20 protein-coding genes and 1 pseudogene are annotated in these 21672 nt (G+C 73.9%); 16 read left to right on the top strand and 5 right to left on the bottom strand.

What is annotated here, in order from left to right; all coding sequences use genetic code 11:
- Positions 1–7 precede the first annotated feature (7 nt).
- From ACXJKB_RS16980 to ACXJKB_RS16920, 13 genes are all read left to right on the top strand, one after another.
- Positions 8–1375, top strand: coding sequence for a glutamine synthetase family protein (locus ACXJKB_RS16980; protein ID WP_457190411.1), 1368 nt, complete (start codon positions 8–10; stop codon positions 1373–1375).
- Entirely contained in the window at positions 1375–2727 is a 1353-nt protein-coding gene (locus tag ACXJKB_RS16975; protein WP_457190409.1) for an aldehyde dehydrogenase family protein, read from the top strand. The genes ACXJKB_RS16980 and ACXJKB_RS16975 overlap by 1 nt, the downstream gene beginning before the upstream one ends.
- Positions 2728–2764: 37 nt before the next feature.
- Positions 2765–3544, top strand: a complete 780-nt coding sequence (locus ACXJKB_RS16970; RefSeq protein WP_300044573.1) for a 3-oxoacyl-ACP reductase — start codon at positions 2765–2767, stop codon at positions 3542–3544.
- An 8-nt stretch (positions 3545–3552) separates the two neighbouring features.
- Positions 3553–4290, top strand: a complete 738-nt coding sequence (locus ACXJKB_RS16965) for a gamma-glutamyl-gamma-aminobutyrate hydrolase family protein (protein ID WP_457190406.1) — start codon at positions 3553–3555, stop codon at positions 4288–4290.
- A 9-nt stretch (positions 4291–4299) separates the two neighbouring features.
- The gene (locus tag ACXJKB_RS16960; protein WP_457190404.1) at positions 4300–5541 is read left to right on the top strand and encodes an RNA polymerase factor sigma-54; all 1242 of its coding nucleotides are present in this window, start codon (positions 4300–4302) and stop codon (positions 5539–5541) included.
- 118 nt (positions 5542–5659) lie between these two features.
- Positions 5660–6340 (top strand): hypothetical protein, encoded by a 681-nt coding sequence (locus tag ACXJKB_RS16955; RefSeq protein ID WP_457190402.1) that lies wholly within the window; start codon positions 5660–5662, stop codon positions 6338–6340.
- Between the two features lie 49 nt (positions 6341–6389).
- The gene (locus ACXJKB_RS16950; RefSeq protein WP_457190401.1) at positions 6390–7283 is read left to right on the top strand and encodes a hypothetical protein; all 894 of its coding nucleotides are present in this window, start codon (positions 6390–6392) and stop codon (positions 7281–7283) included.
- 7 nt (positions 7284–7290) lie between these two features.
- On the top strand, positions 7291–8601 hold the full coding sequence (locus tag ACXJKB_RS16945) for a hypothetical protein (protein ID WP_457190399.1): 1311 nt from the start codon (positions 7291–7293) through the stop codon (positions 8599–8601).
- A gap of 12 nt (positions 8602–8613) precedes the next feature.
- On the top strand, positions 8614–10248 hold the full coding sequence (locus tag ACXJKB_RS16940; RefSeq protein ID WP_457190397.1) for a hypothetical protein: 1635 nt from the start codon (positions 8614–8616) through the stop codon (positions 10246–10248).
- Positions 10241–11278 (top strand): aminotransferase class I/II-fold pyridoxal phosphate-dependent enzyme, encoded by a 1038-nt coding sequence (locus ACXJKB_RS16935; protein ID WP_457190395.1) that lies wholly within the window; start codon positions 10241–10243, stop codon positions 11276–11278. Before ACXJKB_RS16940 ends, ACXJKB_RS16935 begins: the two co-directional genes overlap by 8 nt.
- Positions 11275–12066, top strand: a complete 792-nt coding sequence (locus tag ACXJKB_RS16930; RefSeq protein ID WP_457190393.1) for an amidohydrolase family protein — start codon at positions 11275–11277, stop codon at positions 12064–12066. The genes ACXJKB_RS16935 and ACXJKB_RS16930 overlap by 4 nt, the downstream gene beginning before the upstream one ends.
- A complete protein-coding gene (locus ACXJKB_RS16925) occupies positions 12063–13217 on the top strand; it encodes an amidohydrolase (RefSeq protein ID WP_457190391.1) in 1155 nt (384 codons plus the stop codon). Before ACXJKB_RS16930 ends, ACXJKB_RS16925 begins: the two co-directional genes overlap by 4 nt.
- On the top strand, positions 13214–13777 hold the full coding sequence (locus tag ACXJKB_RS16920) for a hypothetical protein (protein WP_457190389.1): 564 nt from the start codon (positions 13214–13216) through the stop codon (positions 13775–13777). The genes ACXJKB_RS16925 and ACXJKB_RS16920 overlap by 4 nt, the downstream gene beginning before the upstream one ends.
- Positions 13778–13783: 6 nt before the next feature.
- On the opposite strand, the gene ACXJKB_RS16915 is transcribed toward ACXJKB_RS16920, so the two are convergent.
- From ACXJKB_RS16915 to ACXJKB_RS16905, 3 genes are all read right to left on the bottom strand, one after another.
- Positions 13784–15097 (bottom strand): sigma 54-interacting transcriptional regulator, encoded by a 1314-nt coding sequence (locus ACXJKB_RS16915; protein WP_457190387.1) that lies wholly within the window; start codon positions 15095–15097, stop codon positions 13784–13786.
- Positions 15098–15228: 131 nt separating this feature from the next.
- Entirely contained in the window at positions 15229–15675 is a 447-nt protein-coding gene (locus tag ACXJKB_RS16910) for a VanZ family protein (protein WP_457190385.1), read from the bottom strand.
- An 18-nt stretch (positions 15676–15693) separates the two neighbouring features.
- Complete coding sequence (locus ACXJKB_RS16905; protein ID WP_457190383.1) at positions 15694–16626, bottom strand: SDR family oxidoreductase; 933 nt, start codon at positions 16624–16626, stop codon at positions 15694–15696.
- A gap of 113 nt (positions 16627–16739) precedes the next feature.
- Here ACXJKB_RS16905 and ACXJKB_RS16900 point away from each other — a divergent pair, with 113 nt between their 5' ends.
- Complete coding sequence (locus tag ACXJKB_RS16900) at positions 16740–17579, top strand: helix-turn-helix transcriptional regulator (protein ID WP_457190381.1); 840 nt, start codon at positions 16740–16742, stop codon at positions 17577–17579.
- Between the two features lie 9 nt (positions 17580–17588).
- Here the strand turns inward: ACXJKB_RS16900 and ACXJKB_RS16895 are convergent, their stop codons facing one another.
- Together ACXJKB_RS16895 and ACXJKB_RS16890 are read right to left on the bottom strand one after the other, a co-directional pair.
- Positions 17589–18521 (bottom strand): universal stress protein, encoded by a 933-nt coding sequence (locus tag ACXJKB_RS16895; protein ID WP_457190379.1) that lies wholly within the window; start codon positions 18519–18521, stop codon positions 17589–17591.
- An 18-nt stretch (positions 18522–18539) separates the two neighbouring features.
- Entirely contained in the window at positions 18540–19943 is a 1404-nt protein-coding gene (locus tag ACXJKB_RS16890) for an MBL fold metallo-hydrolase RNA specificity domain-containing protein (RefSeq protein WP_457190377.1), read from the bottom strand.
- Between the two features lie 134 nt (positions 19944–20077).
- Between ACXJKB_RS16890 and ACXJKB_RS16885 the strand changes: the two genes are divergently transcribed.
- A complete protein-coding gene (locus ACXJKB_RS16885; protein ID WP_457190375.1) occupies positions 20078–21055 on the top strand; it encodes an Acg family FMN-binding oxidoreductase in 978 nt (325 codons plus the stop codon).
- A gap of 62 nt (positions 21056–21117) precedes the next feature.
- Positions 21118–21672, top strand: a pseudogene (locus tag ACXJKB_RS16880) (hypothetical protein); the annotation flags it as partial.

The following is a 21672-nucleotide window of genomic DNA, read 5'->3' as shown; positions in this document are numbered from 1 at the left end:
AGACGACGTGAGCACACGCAACGACCGGCACCTCACCATGGAGGGGCTCCGCCAGCGCATCGACGCAGGCGACGTCGACACCGTGGTCCTCGCGTTCACCGACATGCAGGGCCGCCTGCAGGGCAAGCGGCTGCACGGCCGCTACTTCCTCGACCACGTGGTCGGGCACGGCACGGAGGGCTGCAACTACCTCCTCGCCGTCGACGTCGACATGAACACCGTCGCCGGCTACGCGATGACGTCGTGGGAGCAGGGCTACGGCGACATGGAGTTCGTCATGGACGAGCAGACCATCCGGTTGCTGCCGTGGCTGCCCGCCACGGCCATGGTCCAGTGCGACCTCGAGTGGACCGACCACCGCCCGGTCCTCGCGAGCCCCCGCGCGATCCTCAAGGCGCAGCTCGCACGCCTCGCCGAGCGGGGGTTCGTGGCACTCGCCGGCACCGAGCTGGAGCTGGTGATCTACGACGACTCCTACGAGGAGGCCCACCGCAAGCGCTACCGCGACCTGACGCCCGCGAACCAGTACAACGTCGACTACTCGATCCTGGGCACCACCCGCGTCGAACCGCTGCTGCGCGACATCCGCAACCACATGTACGCCGCGGGGCTCGACGTCGAGGGCGCGAAGGGCGAGTGCAACTTCGGCCAGCACGAGGTCGGGTTCCTGTACGCCGACGCGCTGACAACGGCCGACAACCACGCCGTCTACAAGAACGCCGCCAAGGAGATCGCCGCCCAGCACGGCAGGTCCGTGACGTTCATGGCCAAACCCAACGAGCGCGAGGGCAGCTCCTGCCACATCCACCTGTCGCTGCGCGCCGCGGACGGCGAGCTGGTGTTCTGGGACGACGCGAGCCGACGACGTACGCCGCTCTACGACAGCTTCATCGCCGGCGTGCTGGCGACGGTCGCCGACTTCACGCTCCTGTTCGCCCCCAACATCAACTCCTACAAGCGCTTCGCCGACGGCTCGTTCGCGCCGACCACGATCGGCTGGGGCCTGGACAACCGCACGTGCGCCGTCCGCCTGGTCGGGTCGGGTCCCGGTGCGCGGATGGAGAACCGCATCCCCGGCGCCGATGCCAACCCCTACCTCGCGCTGGCCGCGATGATCGCCGGCGGGCTGCACGGCATCGAGCAGGAGCTCGAGCTCGAGCCGGAGCTGACGGGCAACGCGTACGCCTCGGACAAGCCCCGGGTGCCCGGCACGCTGGCGGCGGCGCGTGAGGCGTTCCACACCTCCGACGTCGCCCGGGCCGCCCTGGGCGACGAGGTCGTCGACCACTACGCCAACATGGCCGACGTCGAGCTGGCCGCCTACAACGCCGCCGTCACCGACTGGGAACTCATGCGCGGATTCGAGAGGCTCTGATGTCCACCCTGATCAACCCGAGCACCGGAGTGGAGCTCGACGTCTCCCCCGCCTCCGCGACCCTCGAGGAGGCCGACGCCGTCATCACCCGGGCGCACGACGCGTTCCCGGCGTGGCGCGACGTGGCCCCCGGCGAGCGCGCGCGGCTCCTGCGGGCGTTCGCGGCCCTCGTCGACGAGCACGTCGAGGAGCTGGCGCAGCTCGAGGTGCTCAACGCCGGGCACACGATCGGCAACGCGCGGTGGGAGGCAGGCAACGTCCGCGACTGCCTCAACTACTACTCCGCCGCCCCGGAGCGGCTCTTCGGGCGGCAGATCCCGGTGCCCGGCGGCACGGACGTGACGTTCCACGAGCCGCTCGGCGTGGTGGGCATCATCGTGCCCTGGAACTTCCCGATGCCCATCGCGGCGTGGGGGTTCGCGCCCGCGCTCGCCGCCGGCAACACAGTCGTCCTCAAGCCGGCGGAGCTGACCCCCCTCACGGCGATCCGCATCGGGGAGCTGGCCGTCGAGGCCGGCCTGCCCGAGGGTGTCCTCAACGTCGTCCCGGGCAAGGGATCGGTCGTCGGCGAGCGGTTCGTCACCCACCCGCTCGTCCGAAAGGTCTGCTTCACCGGGTCCACCACGGTCGGCAAGCGGATCATGGCCGGCTGCGCCGACCAGGTGAAGCGGGTGACCCTCGAGCTCGGCGGCAAGAGCGCGAACATCGTCTTCGCCGACACCGACGTCGCGGCGGCCGCGGCCAGCGCGCCGTACGCCGTGTTCGACAACGCCGGTCAGGACTGCTGCGCGCGCTCGCGGATCCTCGTGCAGCGATCGGCGTACGACGAGTTCGTCGGTCGGCTCGAGACCGCCGTCAAGGCGCTGCGGGTGATCGACCCCGCCGACGAGCAGAGCGAGATGGGCCCGATGGTCTCCGCCGGCCAGCGCGACTCCGTGCAGGCCTACCTCGACGGTGCCACCGTCGCGTTCACCGGCAGCGTCCCCGACGGGCCGGGGTGGTGGCTGCCGCCGACCGTCGTGGAGTCGAGCGACACCACCGAGGCGGTGTGGCGCGAGGAGGTCTTCGGCCCGGTCGTGGCCGTGATGGCCTTCGACGACGAGGACGAGGCGATCGCCCTGGCCAACGACACCGAGTACGGCCTGTCCGGCTCGATCTTCACCTCCGACGTCGGCCGGGCCCTGCGGGTCGCCCGGCGCGTCGAGGCCGGCAACCTCTCGGTCAACAGCCACTCCGCCGTGCGCTACTGGACGCCGTTCGGCGGCTACAAGCAGTCCGGCCTCGGCCGCGAGCTCGGCCCCGACGCGCCGAACGCGTTCACCGAGGAGAAGAACGTCTTCATCGCCCACTGATCCACCGAGATCCCCCCTGAAAGGCAAGGAACACCCCATGGCAGGACGCATCGAGGGCCGCACGGCCGTCGTCACCGGTGGCTGCAGCGGCATCGGTCTGGCGACCGTACGACGCTTCGTCGAGGAGGGCGCCCGGGTCGTCATCGGCGACATCGACGACGCCGCCGGCGCAGCGCTGGCCGCTGAGCTCGGCGGCCCCGACGTGGTGACGTACGTCCACGTCGACGTGACCTCCAAGGACGAGGTCGACGCGCTCTTCAGGACGGCCAAGGACACCTACGGCTCGGTCGACATCGCCTTCAACAACGCCGGCATCTCGCCGCCGGAGGACGACTCGATCCTCGACACGGACCTCGACGCGTGGCGCAAGGTGCAGGAGGTCAACCTCACCAGCGTCTACCTGTGCTGCAAGGCCGCGCTGCCCTACATGCTCGAGCAGAAGCGCGGCTCCATCATCAACACCGCGTCCTTCGTGGCGGTCATGGGCGCCGCGACGTCCCAGATCTCCTACTCCGCCTCCAAGGGCGGCGTCCTGTCGATGTCGCGCGAGCTCGGCGTGCAGTTCGCGCGCGAGGGCGTGCGCGTCAACGCCCTCTGCCCCGGCCCGGTCAACACCCCGCTGCTCAAGGAGCTCTTCGCCAGCGACGCCGAGCGGGCCGCCCGGCGGCTGGTGCACGTGCCGATGGGGCGCTTCGGCGAGCCGGAGGAGATGGCCAACGCGGTGCTGTTCCTCGCCTCCGACGAGTCGAGCTTCATGACCGCGAACACCTTCCTCGTCGACGGCGGCATCTCGGGCGCCTACGTCACCCCGGTCTGAGGCCTGAGGTGGGTGGGGCTCCGCTCGTCGGGCTGACGACCTACCGCGAGGTCGCGGCGTGGGGCGTGTGGAATGCCCGCGCCGACCTGCTGCCCACGGAGTACGCCGCCTCGGTCGAGGCCGCGGGCGGCGTGCCCCTGCTGCTCCCTCCCGTTGCCACGCCGGGTGCCGCGGCCCGGGTGGTGTCGCGGATCGACGCGCTCGTCGTCGCGGGCGGCGCGGACGTCGACCCGGACCGCTACGGCGCGCAGCCGCACGCCCGCACGGCGGGCTGGCGACCGGACCGCGACGCCTGGGAGCTGGCGCTGCTGGACGCCGCCGAGGAGGCGGGGCTGCCGGTGCTGGGGATCTGCCGCGGCATGCAGCTCATGGCCGTCCACGCGGGCGGGTCGCTCGACCAGCACACGCCGGACCTGGTCGGTCACGAGACGCACTCGCCCGGCGGGGACACCTACGGCTCGATCGACGTGGCGACCGAGGCGGGTTCGCGGCTGGCCGCGCTCGTCGGCGCCAGCGTCGAGGTCAGCTGCCACCACCACCAGTCGGTGGCCACGCACCCCGGCTTCACCGCGGTGGCGCGGGCGGCCGACGGGACCCTGGAGGCGATGGAATCGGCCGGCGACCGCTGGCGCCTGGCCGTCCAGTGGCACCCGGAGACCCGCGTCGAGATCGGGCTGATGGCGGGACTGGTCGCTGCCGCCCGCGACTGGGCCGAGGAGACTGACGGGGCCGCGCGGGGGCGCTAGCGTGCGGGGGTGGAGCGGTCCAGCCCGTCGATGGGGTTGACCCCCCGGCTGGAGGCGCGGCCGGGGTTGCGACTGCTGTCCTACCTCTCGCTCCTGCCGGCGAGCGCCGTGGAGCTCGACGCGACCATCGACCGGGCGGTCGCCGACAACCCGCTGCTGGAGCGCGTCCCGTGGCGGGCCTGCCCGACGTGCGGGCTCGCGACGGCGGGCGATCGGTGCCCGGCCTGCGCCACCGCCCGCTGGCAGGTCGAGCCCGTCGCCGCTCCGGACTGGCGGACCGAGCTGCTCGGCGACGCAGCCGCCGAGCTGCCGACCGGGCTGCGGCCCGCCCTCGAGCTCGTGGTCGCCGCCCTCGACGACCACGGCCTCCTCCCCGTCGCGCCCGATCTCGACCCGGAGACGCTCACTGCGGTGCTGGTGGGAGTCCGCACGGCCGGCCCACCCGGCATCGCGGCCGCGTCCCCGGTCGACTGCGTGCGCGTGCAGGCGGCCGCCCTGGTCGAGGACGGACGCGCATCGGCGCTCGTGTGCGAGGTCGCCGATCACTGGCTGCCGGAGGTGGCCGAGGAGCGCTACCTCGAGGTCGCCGGCGCCCTCGGGGTGCACGAGTCGGAGGTCCGCGCCGCCGTCGACGTGCTGCGCGCGGACACGACGCCGTACGTCGCGCTGCCGGGTGGCCCGACCAGGAGCGCGCCCACCGACGTCGTCTTCACGCACCCCGACGCGGACGGCCCGGTGGTCGCCCACGTCGCCGACGCGGCCTCGGCCGGGCTCGGCATGGTTCCCGACCTGCTCCCGGGCTCACCGGACGCCCGTGCCTGGCTGGCGCCCCACCGGGCGGCCGCCTCACGACTGCTGGCCGCGGTCTCGGCCCGGGGACACATGCTCCAGCGGGTGGCCGACCAGCTCGCCCTCCGCCAGCACGACTTCATCCTCCACGGCCCGTCCCGCCACCTCCCCCTGCGACGCCACGAGGTGGCGGTGGCCCTCTCGGTCCACCCCTCGACGGTCGGTCGCGTGGTCAGCGGCAAGCTCGCCCGCTGCCCGGACGGCCGACTCGTGCCCCTGCCCGGGTTCTTCGGCTCCGTGGAGTCGAACCGCGTCCGGGTGGCGGCCGCTCTGGCGGCGCACCCCGGCGCCACCGACCGGGAGGTGGCCGCCGTGCTGAGCCGCGAGGGCACGACGATCGCGCGACGGACGGTCGCGAAGTACCGCTCGCTCGCGGCGAACCCGGCTTCGCCTGCGCGCTGACCCCGCCCTGCCTCGGGCGAACGCCGGTTCGCGCCGCCACGACCGGCGTGCGCTTGCGGGCGGTGGCACGGAACTTGCATGGGGAGGGGCAGAGCCACCGACCGAGAGGGGACCCCCCATGCACGACATCGACCGCGCCATGTTCGAGCTCAGCGGCGAGACCGGCGAGACCGGCGAGACCGGCGAGACCGGCTACGAGACCTACGAAGCAGCCCAGGAGCACGAAGCCGCCCAGGAGTACGAGTCCTTCGAGGCGGGCCACGAGGCCGAGGCCATGGAGATGGAGATGGCCGGTCGGCTGCTCGAGGTGAGCGGCGAGGAGGAGCTCGAGGACTTCCTCGGCAGCCTCGTGCGCTCGGCCACGTCGGCGGCGCGCAGCTTCGCCGGCTCGGCCGCGGGCCAGGCGCTCGGCGGTGTCCTGAAGAACGCTGCCCGCCAGGTCCTGCCCCAGGTGGGCGGCATCGTCGGCTCGGCGCTCGGCGGCGGCACCGGCAGCCAGCTCGGGACCGCCGCCGGGCGGTGGCTCGGCAGCCGGTTCGAGCTCGAGGCCATGTCGCAGGAGGACCGTGAGTTCGAGGTCGCCCGCGCGTTCGTGCGCACCGCGCAGGACGCCGCCCGCATTGCCGCGCGCAACCGGACGCTGCCCCCGTCGCAGGCCGCCACCCAGGCCGTCGTCACGGCGGCCGGTCGCCACCTCCCCGGCCTTGTCCCGGTCGTCGCTCGCGGCGACCTGGCGGGCCGCCGTACGTCCGGGCGCTGGGTGCGCCAGGGCCGACGCATCGTCATCTACGGCGCATGAACGCCACGAGCACCGCACCGCACCGTCCCGTCACCGAAGGAGTCAACCGATGAGTGTCCATGAATCGTTCGAGTGGGAGCAGCCCGAGCTGCACGAGTCCTACGAGTGGGAGCAGCCCGAGCTGCACGAGTCCTACGAGTGGGAGCAGCCCGAGACCTTCGAGTCCCACGAGCTCTCCGGCGAGCTGCACGAGGGTCTGGAGCTCGAGCTCGCCCAGGAGCTGCTCGAGATCACCAACGAGGCCGAGCTCGAGGAGTTCCTCGGCAAGCTCGTGCGCGGTGTCGCGCGCGGGGCCAGCTCGTTCATGAAGTCCAGCGTCGGCAGGGCTGTCGGAGGGGTCCTGCGCAGCGTGGCCAAGACCGCGCTCCCGATGGTCGGCTCGGCCCTCGGCTCCTTCGTCGCTCCCGGCATCGGCACGGCCCTCGGCGGGAAGCTCGGCAGCATGGCGGCCAAGCTCCTGGAGGCCGAGGAGCGCGAGACGATGGGCGAGGCCGAGGCCGAGCTGGAGGCTGCGCGCCGCTACGTGCGCTGGGCCAACGGCACCGTCCGCAGGGCGATGCGCGCCCCGTACGGCGTGCCGCCGCGCACCGTCGCCCGCAGCGCTGCCGTCTCCTCGGCCCGGCGCTACGCGCCGACGCTGCTGCGCCCCACCTCCGGCCGTCGGAGCCAGTGGCGCTCACGTCGTGCTCCAGGGTGGAACGCCCCGGCCTGGGAGCCCGGGGGCTACCGCCAGGCGCACACCTGCTCGTGCGGTGCCCAGCACGGCCAGGGCGACCCGTCCGGCGGCTCGGGAGGCTTCGAACCCTTCGACGACGACGGCTCCGCGTCCATGGAGAGCCACGAGGCGTTCGAGTCGCACGAGTCGCACGAGGCCCAGCTGGTCGGGGGGTCGGGGGGCCGCTGGTACCGGCGCGGCAACCGGATCGTGCTGGTCGGGGCCTGAGGTCGACATGACCGAGCCCAGGCTGCCCGGCGGTGCGGTCCTCCTGGAGATGGAGGCCCGCGGGCTGCTGGCGCGCCTCAACCAGATCCGGCCGTTGGCGCTGCACGAGACGATGGTGCCCGCGGCTGCGTTGCCGCCGCGGGCGGCCCTCGACATCGAGCGGTTCCTGCACACCGGCCGGACCGTGCTGCGGCGGCGGGTGGAGGACTACCTGGCGTGGCTGCGCGGGCCGGGTCGGCAGGCGCCCCCCGCCGAGCAGCAGCACCGCTTCGTGCTGATCCGGATGCGCTTCAACTCCATCCTGAGCCAGCTGGACATGTTCACCGAGGTGGTCACGCAGCGCAGCGAGGCGCGCACGGGCACGTGGCTGTCCGGGCTCGACGTGCTGGCCGACGACGCCCTCCGGATCACCCCGCTCGTCCCCGACCCGCCCCCGGCGGTCTGCTACCTGGCCCGCGGTCCGGGCGCCGCGATCCGGCGCGCGCGGACCAAGATGCCCGGCGGCGACCTCAGCCCGGCCGCGATCATCCGCATCCCCCGGGAGCGGATGGTCGGCCACGGCATCGCCTCCTCCCTCGTCCACGAGGTCGGGCACCAGGGCGCTGCCCTCCTCGGTCTCGTCGAGAGCCTCCGCAAGGACCTCGCCGCGCGTCGACCGGCCGGCGCGAGGGAGCAGGCCGTGTGGCGCAGCTGGGAGCGATGGATCTCCGAGATCGTCGCCGACCTGTGGTCCGTCGCGACCCTCGGGATCTCCTCGACGCTCGGGCTGCTCGCCGTCGTCAGCCTCCCCCGGTTCTTCGTCTTCCGACCCTCGGGTGACGACCCCCACCCGATTCCGTACGTCCGCGTCCTGCTGAGCTGCGCCATGGGCGAGGCGCTGTACCCCCACCCGCAGTGGGCGAGCATGCGCGCCACGTGGAAGTCGCTGAACCCCGTCGCCACCCTGCCGCCGGCACGCCAGGCGGAGTTCGCGGCCCTGGAAGCCGGCATCCCTGCCTTCGTCGGCGCGCTCCTCACCCACCGCTCCCCCAGCCTCGGCGGCCGCTCGCTCCGCGAGGCGTTCCCCACCGGCGAGCGGATCCCCACCCGGTTGCTGCAGCTGCACACGTCGTGGCGCGGCGACATCGGCGTCATGGCGCGGCAACGACCGAGCCTGGTCTTCGCCGTCGCCGGTCAGGCCCGTGCCGCAGGCCGCATCACGCCCGAGGCCGAGAGCCAGCTCATCGGCACCCTCCTCCGGGCCTGGGCGCTCCGCAGCACCCTCGCCTCCGCCGAACAGATCACCACCACCCGACGCGTGCTCGCACGCGCCTCATGAGAAGGAGTCAGCATGTCCAAGGACAGGCACAACGCGATCCGGCCCACGAGCCAGGTCTTCACCCCGGAGGAAGGGATCTTCTTCGAGGTCGCCCTAGAGCCCGGCACGAGCGCCTTCACCTGGGCGGTCCTTCGCGAGGTGGAAGCCGGCACGGAGACCGTCGCGGTCGGCTGGAAGCCCCGCTCGGGTGGACGGAAGCCCGCCGCGGAGCACAGCATCTCGCTCGTCTCGGCGAGCGAGTGGGACGACCACCACCTGGMTCGGTGGAAGGAGGGTGACGACACCGACGCCAGCCTGGACGAGGGCGACTACCGCCTCGCGCTGTACGACGGCAAGCCGGCAGCGGGCGAGACCGGGTTCGCCTACATCGAGCACGCGACGGAGCTGGACCAGGACGCCTTCTCGGTCAGCGACCAGCGCGTCTCGGAGCAGACGACCGGCGACGGGGAGGACATCGGCAAGCCGCTCCGCGTCGCGCTGGTGCGTGAGGGTGCGACCGGCGCGGCCGAGCGCCGTTCGCCGGTCACGTACGCCGCGTTCCGCGCGTTCCTCGAGGACGAGTGGGGGCCGGGTGAGGACTACGACGACGCGAACGCCTGGCCGGCGTTCGGTGGGCGGCCCTACCAGGCCCTCCGCAACGCCGCCCGCGACTTCGTCGCCCAGGCGAGGGTCACGTCCTTCGACGACCTGCTGCCCGCCGGCTACGTCGAGGGCAAGCTCGCGGAGACCAGGGCGCAGTTCCCCGGCATCCAGCTGCCGCGCGACGCGCGCACCGCCTACCTCCCGGCCGTGGAGCTGATCTGGAACTACTGGCTGGAGGAGGGGATGCTCGTGCAGACCCTCAACGTCATCCTGGCCCGCTTCCAGAACCGGCGCCTGCCCGGCCGCGACCCGCTGTCCCGCTTCGACGTCACGCCCCTCCTGCCGCTGCGCAACCGGCTCTGGGGATACGCCGAGGACGAGCTGCACCGGCTCACCGTGCGACGTCGCGCCGTCGAGTACGAGTACGAGTACGGCTTCTCGCTCATCGGGCGAGCCGTGCCGCGGCCGCACACGGTGGTCGAGCGCCGCAACGGTTTCGTGGCGACCTTCCACCAGGTGCTGTTCCTCGCCCACCGCTACTTCAAGGAGCTTGACGACCTGACGGTCCAGGCTGATGCGTTCCCGCTCTACCGGGCGCTGCGGGACTGCCACATCGTGCTCTCGCAGGGCACGCAGAACCAGTACGGCGAGATGGCGGTCGCCGCGCGCGCCGAGTTCATCGTGATGCAGAGCATCCTCGCCGAGCCGCAGATGCGGGAGTTCCTCGGCGGACGCCCGATGACGCCGTACCCCGAGGCGTGGATGGACCGCGTCGACAGCATGAAGTCGATCCAGGGCTGGACCGACACGAGCATCATGCACTTCAACGACCTGGCAGAGATCGGCGAACAGCTGGTCCTCACCATCCGGCTCGGCAACTGGGCGGACCCGGTCGTCGGCGGGACGGAGGCGGCCACCTGGGCGCAGGCGTTCCGCAACGGCATCCAGAAGTACGCCGCCGCCTACCGCACCGCGACCGGGGTCGACCTGGCCGAGGAGCCCAACGCCGAGAAGCCGTCCACGCTCCTGGCCCGCCGGCTCTCCGGCGCCCGGATCCGTGCCTGAGGGCGACTTCACCTCGGCCCACTTCCTCGGCCTCCGGCCGTCCGGCACGTCGGCGGCGCTGACGACCGGGYGGCCGGCGGCGGTGGAGGACCGGGAGGCGGGCGCACCGCTGGCCCACAAGCTGGCCCACCGGCTCGGGGCGGCCGACGGGGTGCTCGCCCGCACCAGCCTGCACGGCCTGATCGACGTCCTCGCCACCCGGCCGCGCGACACGACCGTCCTGCTCGACGAGGCCGTCTACCCGATCGCGCGCTGGGCCGCGGGTGCCGTGACCTCTGCGGCAGGCGGGGAGGTCGCGACGTACCGGCACCACGACGCGCGTGATGCGCAGCGTCATGCAGCACGGCGCCGCGTCGTCCTGGTCACGGACGGGGTCTGTGGCTCCTGCCTGCGGCCCGCCCCGCTCCGCGCCCTCGCGGAGCTGGCCCGCCGGCGCGGCGGCGAGCTCGTCGTCGACGACACCCTCGCCGCCGGCGTCCTCGGGGCCAGGGACGACGCCGCGTGGGTCCTCGGGCACGGAGGTGGGGGCACCGCCGCATGGCTCGGAGTCGAGCCGGGCCACGTCACCGTGGCCTCGCTCGCCAAGGGCCTGTCCGCGCCGCTGGCGATCGTCTGCGGACCGGCCGAGCGCGTCGCACGGGTCCGGAGGGAGGGCCCGACCCGCGTGCACGCCGGCCCGCCGACGACGGCCGACGTCGCCGCCCTGCGCAGCGCGCTCGACGACGGCTCCCTCGACGTACGACGCTCCCGCCTGGCCCGGCACGTCGTCCGGGTGCGTCGGACCTTGGAGGACCTGGAGCTCTGCCCGCTCGGCATCCCGTTCCCGCTCCTGGCCACCGAGGGCGGGCGGGGCGACCCCCTCGAGGTCCGGCGCGCCCTCACGGGAGCGGGGGTCCGGTCCCTCGCGACCACCGGGCGCTGCACCGATCGCCCCACCCTCAGCATCTGCCTGCGCGCCGACCACGCGGAGCGGGAGATCGCCCGGCTCGAGCAGGCGCTGCGGGTGGCCGTGTCGGGGAGGGCAGCATGAGCGCACCGTTGGTCATCGACGCCCACGTCCACATCGGGACGGGCGACGGGATGCGTGGTCCGTGGGACACGGAGGGCTCGCTGCCGGTGTACCTGAGCCGGGCCCGGCCCGCCGGCATCCGCGGTGCGGTGATCATGGCGCCGCTCACCTCGGACTACCCCCGCGCCAACGCCGAGATCGCCCGCATCATCTCGGCCCGCCCGGGCTTCCTCGGCTACCTCTTCGTCAACACCCGCACGGAGTCGGGACGCATTGCCGAACGAGTCGCCCTGGGGGTGCAGCAGGGCTTCTGCGGCATCAAGGTGCACGCCCACGACGCCCGCGTCACCCGCGAGCTCGCCGAGGCCGCGCGCCACTGGGGCCTGCCGGTGCTCTACGACCCCGCCGGTGACACCGCCACGGTGGAGATGGTCGCCCGCTCCTATCCCGACGTCGCCTGGGTGGTGCCCCACCTGTCCTCCTTCGCCGACGACTGGAAGGCGCAGTGCGCCTTCGTCGACCAGCTGGTCCGGCTGCCCAACGTGTTCACCGACACCTCGGGGGTGCGCTACTACGACCTGCTCGAGGACGCCGTGCGTCGCGCCGGTCCGCGCAAGGTGCTCTTCGGCAGCGACGGCCCGTTCCTCCACCCCGGCGTCGAGCTGGCGAAGGCCAGGGCGCTCCCGGTCGACGCCACCGGCCTGGGCGACGTGCTCGCCGGCAACGTGCTGCGTCTCACCGCACCCGCGCGGCGGCGGTTCCGGGCCCGACGACGGAGCCGCGTGGCAGCCCGGCGGGCCGTGCCATGAGCGTGGTGGCGCCTTCGGCGGCCCACGTCCGCGACGCCGTCGCTCGTCTCGCGCCGGCCCTCGTGGCGCTCTCCCACGACCTCCACGCCCACCCCGAGCCTGCCTGGGCCGAGCACCGCTCGAGCAGGCGCCTCGCCGAGTTCCTCGCGCGGGCCGGGCTCGACGTCGACCTGCCGGCCCACGGCCTGCCGACGGCGTTCCGCGCGAGAGGCGGAACCAGCGGTCCGCTGGTGGTGCTGTGCTGCGAGTACGACGCCCTCCCGGGGCTGGGCCACGGGTGCGGGCACAACGTGGTGGCAGCCGCCGCGGCCGGAGCAGCAGCGGTGCTGGCGCCACTCTCCGGCGGCGCCGGGGGTCKGGTGGTGGCGCTCGGCACTCCCGCGGAAGAAGGTGGCGGCGGCAAGATCGAGCTGCTCCGGCGGCACGCGTTCGACGGCGCGTCAGCGGCGCTCCTCGCGCACCCCGGGCCCCACGACCAGGTCCGCGCGTCGTTCCGCGCCGCCGCCTCGTCCAGGGTCCGCTTCCACGGTCGCGCGGCCCATGCCGCGATGGCGCCCGCCCGCGGCCGCAACGCCCTCGACGCCGCGGTGCTCGCCTACCAGGCCATCGCCGCCGCGCGATCCGGCATGGACCTCACCGACCAGGTCACGGCCGTGCTGGTCCGCGGCGGCACGGCGCCCAACGTGGTGCCGGAGGTTGCCGAGCTGCGGGTGATGGCACGCGCGACCACGACGCCTGGGCTCGACCGGCTCGCGAGCGTGGTCGAGCGAAGCGCTCGTGCGGGTGCCCTGGCGACCGGCTGCGTGGCACGCGTCGTGCCGGACGGGCCGGTCTACCGCGAGCTCCGCACCGACCGCCGGCTGGCGGCGTCGCTGGAGCGACACCTGCGCGTCCTGGGGCGGCCGCCCCGTCCGGCCGACCCGCGCGACCTCGTCCGCGCGGGGAGCACCGACCTGGGCAACGTCAGCCACGTCGTGCCCGTGGCCCACCCCAAGCTCGCGATCGGTGACGTCGTACCCCACTCGCGGGACTTCACCGAGGCCGCCGCCTCGGCCGCCGGGGACCGCGCGGTCCTCGACGGAGCCGCGCTCCTCGCCCTGACCGTCCTCGACGTGTGGGCGGCCCGCCAACCCGAAGGAGAACCGTCATGACGACCACAGCCAGCCATCGTTGGAAGTCGGACACCAGACCGATGCCCTTCGACGCCTCGAAGTTCCCCCGGACCGGCGTCGTCGGTGAGATCAAGCCCCACAACACCCGCGGCATCGCTGCCGGGATCGCGCAGCTGCGCACCCGCCGCGGCATCACCCGGCGCACGCCGCAGCTCGTCACCTACCGGCAGGTGCCGGGGCAGCCCACCAGGTACGAGGTGCTGGCTGCGGATCCCACCCAGCTCGCGGGCGTGATCCGGAGGCGTCGCGCCGGGATCGACACCTGGTACTCGCTCGGGGTCGTCGAGTCCTCCCGAGCGGTGCTGCCGATCCCCCTCTGGCAGTGCTCCTCGAGCCTGGGCAACCTCCTCGAACGGCAGATCCGCCAGCGGTACGCCACCCGGGTCGGCGCGACCCTGGCGAGCAAGACGAGCGCGTCCCAGACCGGCGCAGACATCGAGCACGAGCTGCTGGAGATGGCGGAGTTCCTCCGGGAGCTCGCAGCCGAGCTCGAGGCCGAGGCAGAGGGCCGGACGGGAGTCCAGGTCGAGGGCCACTGAAGCCGGCTACGACTCCGACGACGATGGCGGGCGCGGCCGCGGCGCCTTGCGCCGCAGCTGGACCGCCCGGTCGGTGACGCCCAGCATCGCGGCGGCCCGCCGAGCGCTGCCGTCGCTCTCCTCCAGCGCCGCGTCGACCGCGACGTCACCGACGAGCGTCTTCAGCTCGGCCAGGGTCAGGCCCTCGGCGAGCGCGGCGCGCACGGCCCGGTCCAAGAGCCGACGCGAGGACGCCACGGGCGGGGGCGCCTGGTCGTCGGGCCGGTAGCGCGGCGGCACGTCACCCGGGCTGACCACCCCGGGTCCGGCGTGCCGGGCGGCGACGGCGTACGCCAGCTGCCGCAGCTCGCGCACGTTGCCCGGGTAGTCGCGGTCGTGCAGGAGCGCGAGGACGCTCGGCGCCACCCCCACCGGGCGGCCGGCCGCCTCGGCGAGGAAGTGCTCGAACAGCGCCTCGAGGTCCTCGGTGCGTTCGCGCAGCGGCGGGAGGTGCACGACGCCGGAGGCGATGCGGTGGTAGAGGTCGCTGCGGAACCGGCCGGCGCGCTGCTCGCTCTCGAGGTCCCGGTTGGTCGCGCTGACCAGCCGGAACCGCGTCCGCGACCAGGTGTCGCCACCCACGCGCTTGAACGTGCCTTCCTGCAGCACCCTGAGCAGCTCGCCCTGCAGCGCGAGGGGGAGCTCGCCGATCTCGTCGAGGAAGAGCGTGCCGCCGTCGGCTGCGGCGAATGCCCCCGCGCGGGCGCGATCGGCCCCGGTGAACGCGCCCTTCTCGTGACCGAACAGCTCGCTGCCCGACAGCGACGCGACGATCGTCGTGCAGTCCACCACCACCAGGGACGACGAGTCCTCGGCGACGGAATGGACCAGGCGCGCGGCCAGCTCCTTGCCGGTGCCCGTCTCCCCCACCAGCAGGATCGGCCCGGAACCGTACGCCGCCTGCTCGACGAGGTCGACGAGGAGCCGTCGCATGGCCGAGGACCGGCCCTGGACCAGCGGGGCCACGAGCCGCGACGACAGCAGCCGGTCGACCTCGCGCCACCGCTCGAGGCGGGCGAGGACGATCCCGACGGTCTCCTCGCCGGTCCAGCTGATGACGTCCTCGACGCCGCGKGCGAGCAGGCCCCACACGCCATCGTCGCGTCGACGCCCGCACGAGACGACGAGCACCCGCTCGTCGGGCTCCGCCCACTCGTGCGGGACCGAGGGGAGGTCGTCGACCAGCTGCACGCCGTAGCGGTCGGCGCCGTCGGCGAAACCGCGGTCGTCGAGGGCGCGGCGCAGGAGCGCCCTCTCGGCGCTGTCGGATCTCCCGATCACCGTCGCCATACCGGTCCCGAAATGCGGTCAGCACACAGGCGACCCCTCCAGCCACCTCCATCGAGGATGGCACCGGCGCACGTCGGTGGCCACCGCTCGCACCCGGTGGTCCAGCCCAGGCGTCAGGTCCCCTACGCCCGTTCCCGCCGCCGCCGCAGGGTCGCCGGGAGCGTCAGGACGATGGCGAGGGCGATGCCGAGGAACATGCCGATCGAGTTGGCGACGACGTCGCGGGGGTCGGACACCCGGCCCGGGATCTCGCGCTGGACGGCCTCGATCATGGAGGTGAGCACGATGCCGGCGGCGAGCGCGACCAGCCACAGGCGCGTGCCGACGAGGAGCAGCAGGAACATCCCGAGCGGGACGAACAGCCCGATGTTGGCGAGGAACTCGATGCGCTCGACGCTCAGCCGGCTCGTCAGCGGGTCGAGGTCGGGGTAGCGCTCCAGGCGAGCCAGCACGCGGCCGGCCAGCCCGGCGTAGTCGGGCTGCTCGTTGCCCGGCGTCAACGTCACGAGACCGACGAAGCCCAGGTAGACCAGGGTCAGCAGGCTGAGGAAGGGATGGCGGTGCAGCACGACGCCATCATCCAGACCTCACCTGAAGGTCACACCGGTCAGCCCCTCCGACACCGCCCAGAGCCGGGCCGCGTCCGCGTGTCGTCGCAGCGGCGGCCACAGCTGCTCGGTACCGGGAGGGCCTCCGGCCTTGCCGGGCCACTGGGGGCCGTAGAAGCCGCCGTCCTCCCCCGTCGTGGCCGCCATGAGGGCGGGCAGCCGGGCGCTGTCGACGGTCCCGACGAGGAGACCACGCGCGGAGAGCCAGCGGATCACCTTGACGCCCGTGGTGTCCTCGCTGCGCCCGACCTCGGGACGGGCCGCGAGCAGGCTGGTCGGCGCGACGCCCGGGTGCGAGAGGTTGCTGGTCACCCCCCAGCCGCCCGCGGCACTGCGGCGCGCGAGCTCGAGCCCGAAGAGCCCGCAGGCGATCTTGGACTGGCGGTAGGCCGCCATGCCGTCGTACGACCGCTCCCAGCCGAGGTCGTCCCAGTGGATCGACCCGCGGCGTGCGGCGACGCTGACCTGCGACGTCACGCGGCCCCGGCCGGCCCGCAGCAGCGGAAGCAGGCGGCCGGTGAGGGCGAAGTGACCGAGGTGGTTGGTGCCCAGCTGCAGCTCGAACCCGTCGGCGGTGACCTGGCGGTCGGGCGGCGTCATCACCCCGGCGTTGTTGATCAGCAGGTGGATCGGCTCCCCCTCGGCGACGAGGCGCTCGGCGAGCTCGGTGACCGACGCGAGCGACGACAGGTCGAGGTCGTGGAGGACGACCCGGGCACCCGGGACCTGCTCGCGGACCCGTTCGACCGCCGCCTCCCCCTTGGTCCGGTTGCGGACCGGCATCAGCACCTCGGCGCCGGCACCGGCGAGGGCCGCGGCCATGCCCAGGCCCATCCCGTCGCTGGCGCCGGTCACGACAGCACGGCTGCCGTCGAGGTCGGGAAGGGTGAGGTCGTACTGCCTGCGTGGCACGGGTGCTCCTCGGCTCGTGGTCGGTGTGCCCCCGAGGCTGCCCGCCCCTGCCGATCCCATCCACGGCCTGGTGATCCGTGGATACGGCTGGGCCGACCGGTCAGGATGGCCGCATGATCGATCGCGCCGGGCTCGCGGACTTCCTGCGCCGCCGTCGGGAGGCACTGCAGCCGGAGGACGTCGGGCTGCCCCGCGGCGCGCGACGGCGTACGCCCGGCCTCCGGCGGGAGGAGGTCGCGGTCCTCAGCCACATGTCCACCGACTTCTACTCCCGGCTGGAGCGCGAGCGCGGCCCACAGCCCTCGGAGCAGATGGTCGCCTCGATCGCGCAGGGCCTGCACCTGTCCCTCGACGAGCGCGACCACCTCTTCCGTCTGGCCGGCCACCACCCGCCGGTCCGCGAGGCTGCGGGCGACCACGTGGGGCCTGGGATGCTGCGCATCTTCGACCGGCTGGCCGACACGGCCGCCGAGATCGTCACGGAGCTCGGCGAGACGCTGCGGCAGACACCGCTGAGCGCCGCACTCGTCGGCGACAACACCCGCTGGACCGGCCCGTCCCGCAGCATCGGCTACCGCTGGTTCACCGATCCGGCCTCCCGACGCCTGCACCCACCGGAGGACCACGAGCACTACTCCCGGATGTACGCCGCCGGGCTGCGCGGTGTGCTCGCCGTCCGGGGTCCGGATTCCCGCGCGGCGCACCTGGCCGACCTGCTGTCGAGCCGGAGCGAGGAGTTCCGGCACTGGTGGGCCGCGCACGAGGTCGGGATCCGGCCCGCGGAGGTCAAGCGCTACGTCCACCCCGCAGCCGGGACCCTCGAGCTGAGCTGCCAGGTCCTGCACGACCCGTTCCAGTCGCACGCGCTGCTGGTGCACACCGCGACGCCCGGCAGCCCCAGCCACGAGCGGCTGCAGCTCCTCACTGCCGTCGGGACCACCGCCGGCTGGTGACACCGGCGGTTACGTCTGGGGAGCGACCGCGTCGGCGCTGAGCTCCCAGTCATCGGACGGCTGGGAGTCGCTGGCCACCGGCACGACCATCACCGGGCACATCGATGCCCGCAGGACCGTCCGCGCCAGGGAGCCGAGGTGCTCCGGGATCCAGCCGCGGGCGCCTCGCCGCCCGATCACCACGAGGGAGGCGTTCCTCGAGTCGTCGACCAGGACGTCGGCCGGCCACTGGTGCCGTACCTCGACCTCGACGGGGACGGTGGGCCAGGAGTCGCGGTGGACCGCGACGGCGGCGGAGAGCAGCCGCTTCTGCTGCGCCCGCCACTCGGCGTCCACCCGGTGGGTGATGATGTCGTCGTAGGCGGCGTCGAGGCGCCACGCGTGCACCACCCGGAGCGGCACACCGGTCCGGTCGGCCCAGGAGAACGCCGCCTCGAGCACCTGGCGCGGAACACCTGCCTCGTGGACACCGACCACCACCTCTGCCGTACCGCCCGGCGGGGGCTCCCACCCGGCGGGCACCGACACGAGCGGGCAGTGGCACCGTGCCGCGGCGCCGTTGGTCGTGGACCCGACGAAGAGACGCTCGAGCGGGGTCGACGTGCGGTGCTGGACGACGACGAGCCGGGCGTCGCGGCTGAGCTCGACCAGCACCTGCGAGGGCACCCCGGTCACCGCCACGACGTGGTGGGCGACGGGGCCGCCGACGAGCTCCTCGAGCTCCTCGGCGACGTCGCGGACGACGCGCTCGGCGACGTCGATCGCCTCCGTGGGCGTCACCACCAGTCCGGGCACGGTCGGCAGCGACACCCGTCCGACGTGCACCAGCACGACGCGTGCTCCTTCCCGCCGCGCGTGCTCGGCGGCGAAGCGCAGCGCGGCCGTCTCCCGTCCCCGACCCGTGACCCCGACGACGACGGCTCCTGAGGTCCTGCTGTCCATGGTGTCCCTCCTCATCTCTCAGTCCACCAGCACCCGTTCCCCGTACCTGGGCACCACGGCCGTCCAGCCCAGCTCCTCCGTGACCCGCCGGGCGAGGGCCGAGGCGGAGCGGGGCTCGCCGTGCACGACGTAGACCGTGCGCGGGGGGACGGGCGCCCGGCTGAGCCAGTCGATCGTCTCGTGCGCGTCCGCGTGGACCGAGAAGTCGGTGAGCGTGACGACCTCCGCCCGCACCGGGACGTAGTGCCCGTGGATCTTCACCTGGCGCGCACCGTCCGCGAGCTGGCGACCGCGCGTGCCCTCGGCCTGGTAGCCGGTGAGCACGACGCAGTTGCGCCGGTCGGGCAGCTGGTGGGCGAGGTGGTGCACGACCCGACCGCCCGAGGCCATCCCCGACGCGGAGATGACGATGCTGGGGGTGCGGGGCCTGTTGAGCCGCATCGACCCCTCGACGTCGTGGACGGCGTGCACGTCCGGCCCGTCGAGGTCGGCGAGGAGCTCGCGCGCCTCGGGGCGGAGCTGTGGACCGCCGCGCGAGGCCGCCCGTCGGTAGCAGTCCAGCGCGGCGAGGGCCATCGGGCTGTCGACGAAGACCGGGACGTCGGGGATGTCGCCGCGCTCCATCAGCCGCCGCAGCTCCAGGAGCACCAGCTCGGTGCGGTCGACGGCGAAGGCCGGGACCAGCACGCTCCCGCCGCGGGCCACCGTGCGGCTGACCGCGTCGGCCAGCAGCTGCGGGTCCGGTGGTGGGTGCCGCCGGTCGCCGTACGTCGACTCGACCACGATCGTGTCTGCCTCGGGCGGGTCGGCCGGGGGCCGCAGGAGCGGGTGGTGCGCACGTCCGAGGTCGCCGCTGAAGGCCACCCGCTGCCCTCCCAGGCGCAGCGCGGCGGTGGCGGAGCCGAGGATGTGTCCCGCCGAGCGCAGCGTGAGGGTGACGTCCGGTCCCAGCCTCAGCGGGTGCTCGAGGTCCACCGGCTCGATCAGCTTCAGTGCCTGCTCGACGTCAGCGTCGTCGTACAGCGGGAGCGCGGGCCGGTGCCGGGAGAAGCCGGCGTAGTTCGCGTAGCGGGCGTCCTCCTGCTGCAGGTGGGCGCTGTCCCGCAGGACGATGGCCGCCAGGTCGGCTGTCTCGTCGGTGCAGGTCACCCGTCCGCTGAAACCGTCCTTCACCAGCCGCGGCAGGTAGCCGGTGTGGTCCAGGTGGGCATGGGTGAGCACGACGTGGTCGATGCCTGCCGGGTCGACCGGGAAGGGGTCCCAGTTGCGGCTCCGGTGGACCGCCAGACCCTGGTAGAGCCCGGCGTCGACGAGCACCAGGACGCCGCCGGCCTCCACGAGGAAGCGGCTGCCCGTGACCGTGTCGACGGCGCCCAGGAAGGTGAGCGCCGCGAGGGCGGTGGGGTCGCGCGGTGTCCTCATGGGACGACGTTAGGAGCCGCTGCGCCGGGCCGGCAGAGCCCGACGACCCGGCCGCCCGGGACCAACGGCTCTGCCGACCCGCGCCGCGAGCGCGCACGCTCGGAGCAGGACCCACACCTGCCAAGGAGCCGGCCATGACCAGCACCCGCATCGTCCCCGTGGACACGCTGCACGAGATCGTGGAGATCGCGGCGCGCGCACCCAGCGTGCACAACACCCAGCCGTGGCGGTGGCGGGGCGGCTCACACACCCTCGAGCTGTACGCCGACAACGCTCGCCAGCTGCCGCACACCGATCCCGACGCGCGCAACCTCACCCTCAGCTGCGGTGCGGCCCTGCACCACGCCCAGGCCGCGGCGGAGGCGCTCGGGTGGCAGACCTTGGTGGTGCGCCACCCCGACCCGGACCACCCCGACCTGCTGGCCCGTCTCGACCTGTCCCCCGGACCTCTCACCGCCACGGCCGACGAGACGCTCGCGGCCCTGGACCGGCGCTGCACCGACCGGCGTCGCTTCACCGCCTGGCCGGTGCCGGAGGAGAGGCAGTCCCACCTCGCGCGGATCGCCAACCACTGGGGCGCGCGGGCGGTCGCCCTGACCGACGAGTCGGAGCGCTTCATCGCCGAGCGGCTCGTCCGACGGGCGCACCAGCTGCAGCGGACGGACCCTGCCGCGCGTGCGGAGCAGGCGGCCTGGCAGCACCGGAGCGGAGACGACGGGCTGCCGGCGGACGCCCTGCCCGGCGGGTCGGACCTCGTCGGCGGCCACCCGCACCGGTTCGCGGGCGCGTGGGAGGAGCGGACGGCCCTCGACCTGGAGGCCTCCGACGGGCTCCTCGTCTTCTTCGACACCGACGACGACCCGGCGGCCTGGCTGCGTGCGGGCGAGGGCTTGGGTGCGATGTGGCTGGCCGCCACGACGGCCGGACTCGCACTGGTGCCACTGAGCCAGGTGATCGAGGTGCCCGAGACCCGGGCCGCCTTCCAGGCCGAGGTCCTCGGCAGCCTGGCCCATCCGCTCCTGCTGGTCCGCGTCGGCTGGCGATCGACCGGACGACCCCCGCTGTCCCGCACGCCGCGACGGCCGGTGTCGGAGGTGCTCGAGCTGGACTGACCCGACCAGCGGTGTCGGCGGCCGGCATCGGTGGCGTCGGTGCCGTCGTGGAGGCTGTCCCCATGACGCGCGTCCGCCTCTCCCGGCTGCCGGGCGAGCGCGTGCTGGTGTCGGAGGACGGCACGACCCGAGAGATGGCGCTCGCCGACCTCCCTGGCTACGTGGCTGAGCGCGAGCCCGACGACCCGCGGTGGGTCTGGGACGACACCGCACGGTGGTGTCCCCCGCTGCTGGCGGCGGGGGTGCGGGTGGCCCGGTGCCACGACCTCCGCCTGTCCAGGCGACTGCTGGCCCGCGCGCCCACCGTCGACCAGTCGCTGCTGGGCGGCGCCGACGCCGAGCTGTGGGACCGGCTGCGGCCGGCGACCGTCACCGAGCCCGTCCTGTTCAGCGGGCACGACGCGCTCGACCACCTGCGCGCCGACGTCGAGGACGCGCGCCAGCTGGCGGCGATCGAGGCCTCCCCGGAGGCCGCCCGGCTCAGGCTCCTCGTCGCGGCGGAGTCGGCGGGCGCCCTGGCGGCCGCCGAGATGACCCACGCGGGTGTGCCGTGGCGCGTCGACGTCCACGAGGCGCTGCTGGCCGAGCGGCGCGGCCCCCCGAGCGGCGCGGCCCCC

Source organism: Nocardioides sp. P5_E3 (assembly GCF_054049275.1).
The sequence above is the reverse complement of the archived record's forward strand: the minus strand, read 5'-3'. Positions and strand labels throughout refer to the sequence as shown.

Bases quoted from the DNA above. Each gene is read 5' to 3' on its own strand.
- ACXJKB_RS16890 (WP_457190377.1), bottom strand. From the start codon at position 19,943: ATGAGGACACCGCGCGACCCCACCGCCCTCGCGGCGCTCACCTTCCTG.
- ACXJKB_RS16900 (WP_457190381.1), top strand. From the start codon at position 16,740: ATGATCGATCGCGCCGGGCTCGCGGACTTCCTGCGCCGCCGTCGGGAG.
- ACXJKB_RS16930 (WP_457190393.1), top strand. From the start codon at position 11,275: ATGAGCGCACCGTTGGTCATCGACGCCCACGTCCACATCGGGACGGGC.
- ACXJKB_RS16945 (WP_457190399.1), top strand. From the start codon at position 7,291: ATGACCGAGCCCAGGCTGCCCGGCGGTGCGGTCCTCCTGGAGATGGAG.
- ACXJKB_RS16970 (WP_300044573.1), top strand. From the start codon at position 2,765: ATGGCAGGACGCATCGAGGGCCGCACGGCCGTCGTCACCGGTGGCTGC.
- ACXJKB_RS16955 (WP_457190402.1), top strand. From the start codon at position 5,660: ATGCACGACATCGACCGCGCCATGTTCGAGCTCAGCGGCGAGACCGGC.
- ACXJKB_RS16920 (WP_457190389.1), top strand. From the start codon at position 13,214: ATGACGACCACAGCCAGCCATCGTTGGAAGTCGGACACCAGACCGATG.
- ACXJKB_RS16950 (WP_457190401.1), top strand. From the start codon at position 6,390: ATGAGTGTCCATGAATCGTTCGAGTGGGAGCAGCCCGAGCTGCACGAG.
- ACXJKB_RS16885 (WP_457190375.1), top strand. From the start codon at position 20,078: ATGACCAGCACCCGCATCGTCCCCGTGGACACGCTGCACGAGATCGTG.
- ACXJKB_RS16975 (WP_457190409.1), top strand. From the start codon at position 1,375: ATGTCCACCCTGATCAACCCGAGCACCGGAGTGGAGCTCGACGTCTCC.
- ACXJKB_RS16895 (WP_457190379.1), bottom strand. From the start codon at position 18,521: ATGGACAGCAGGACCTCAGGAGCCGTCGTCGTCGGGGTCACGGGTCGG.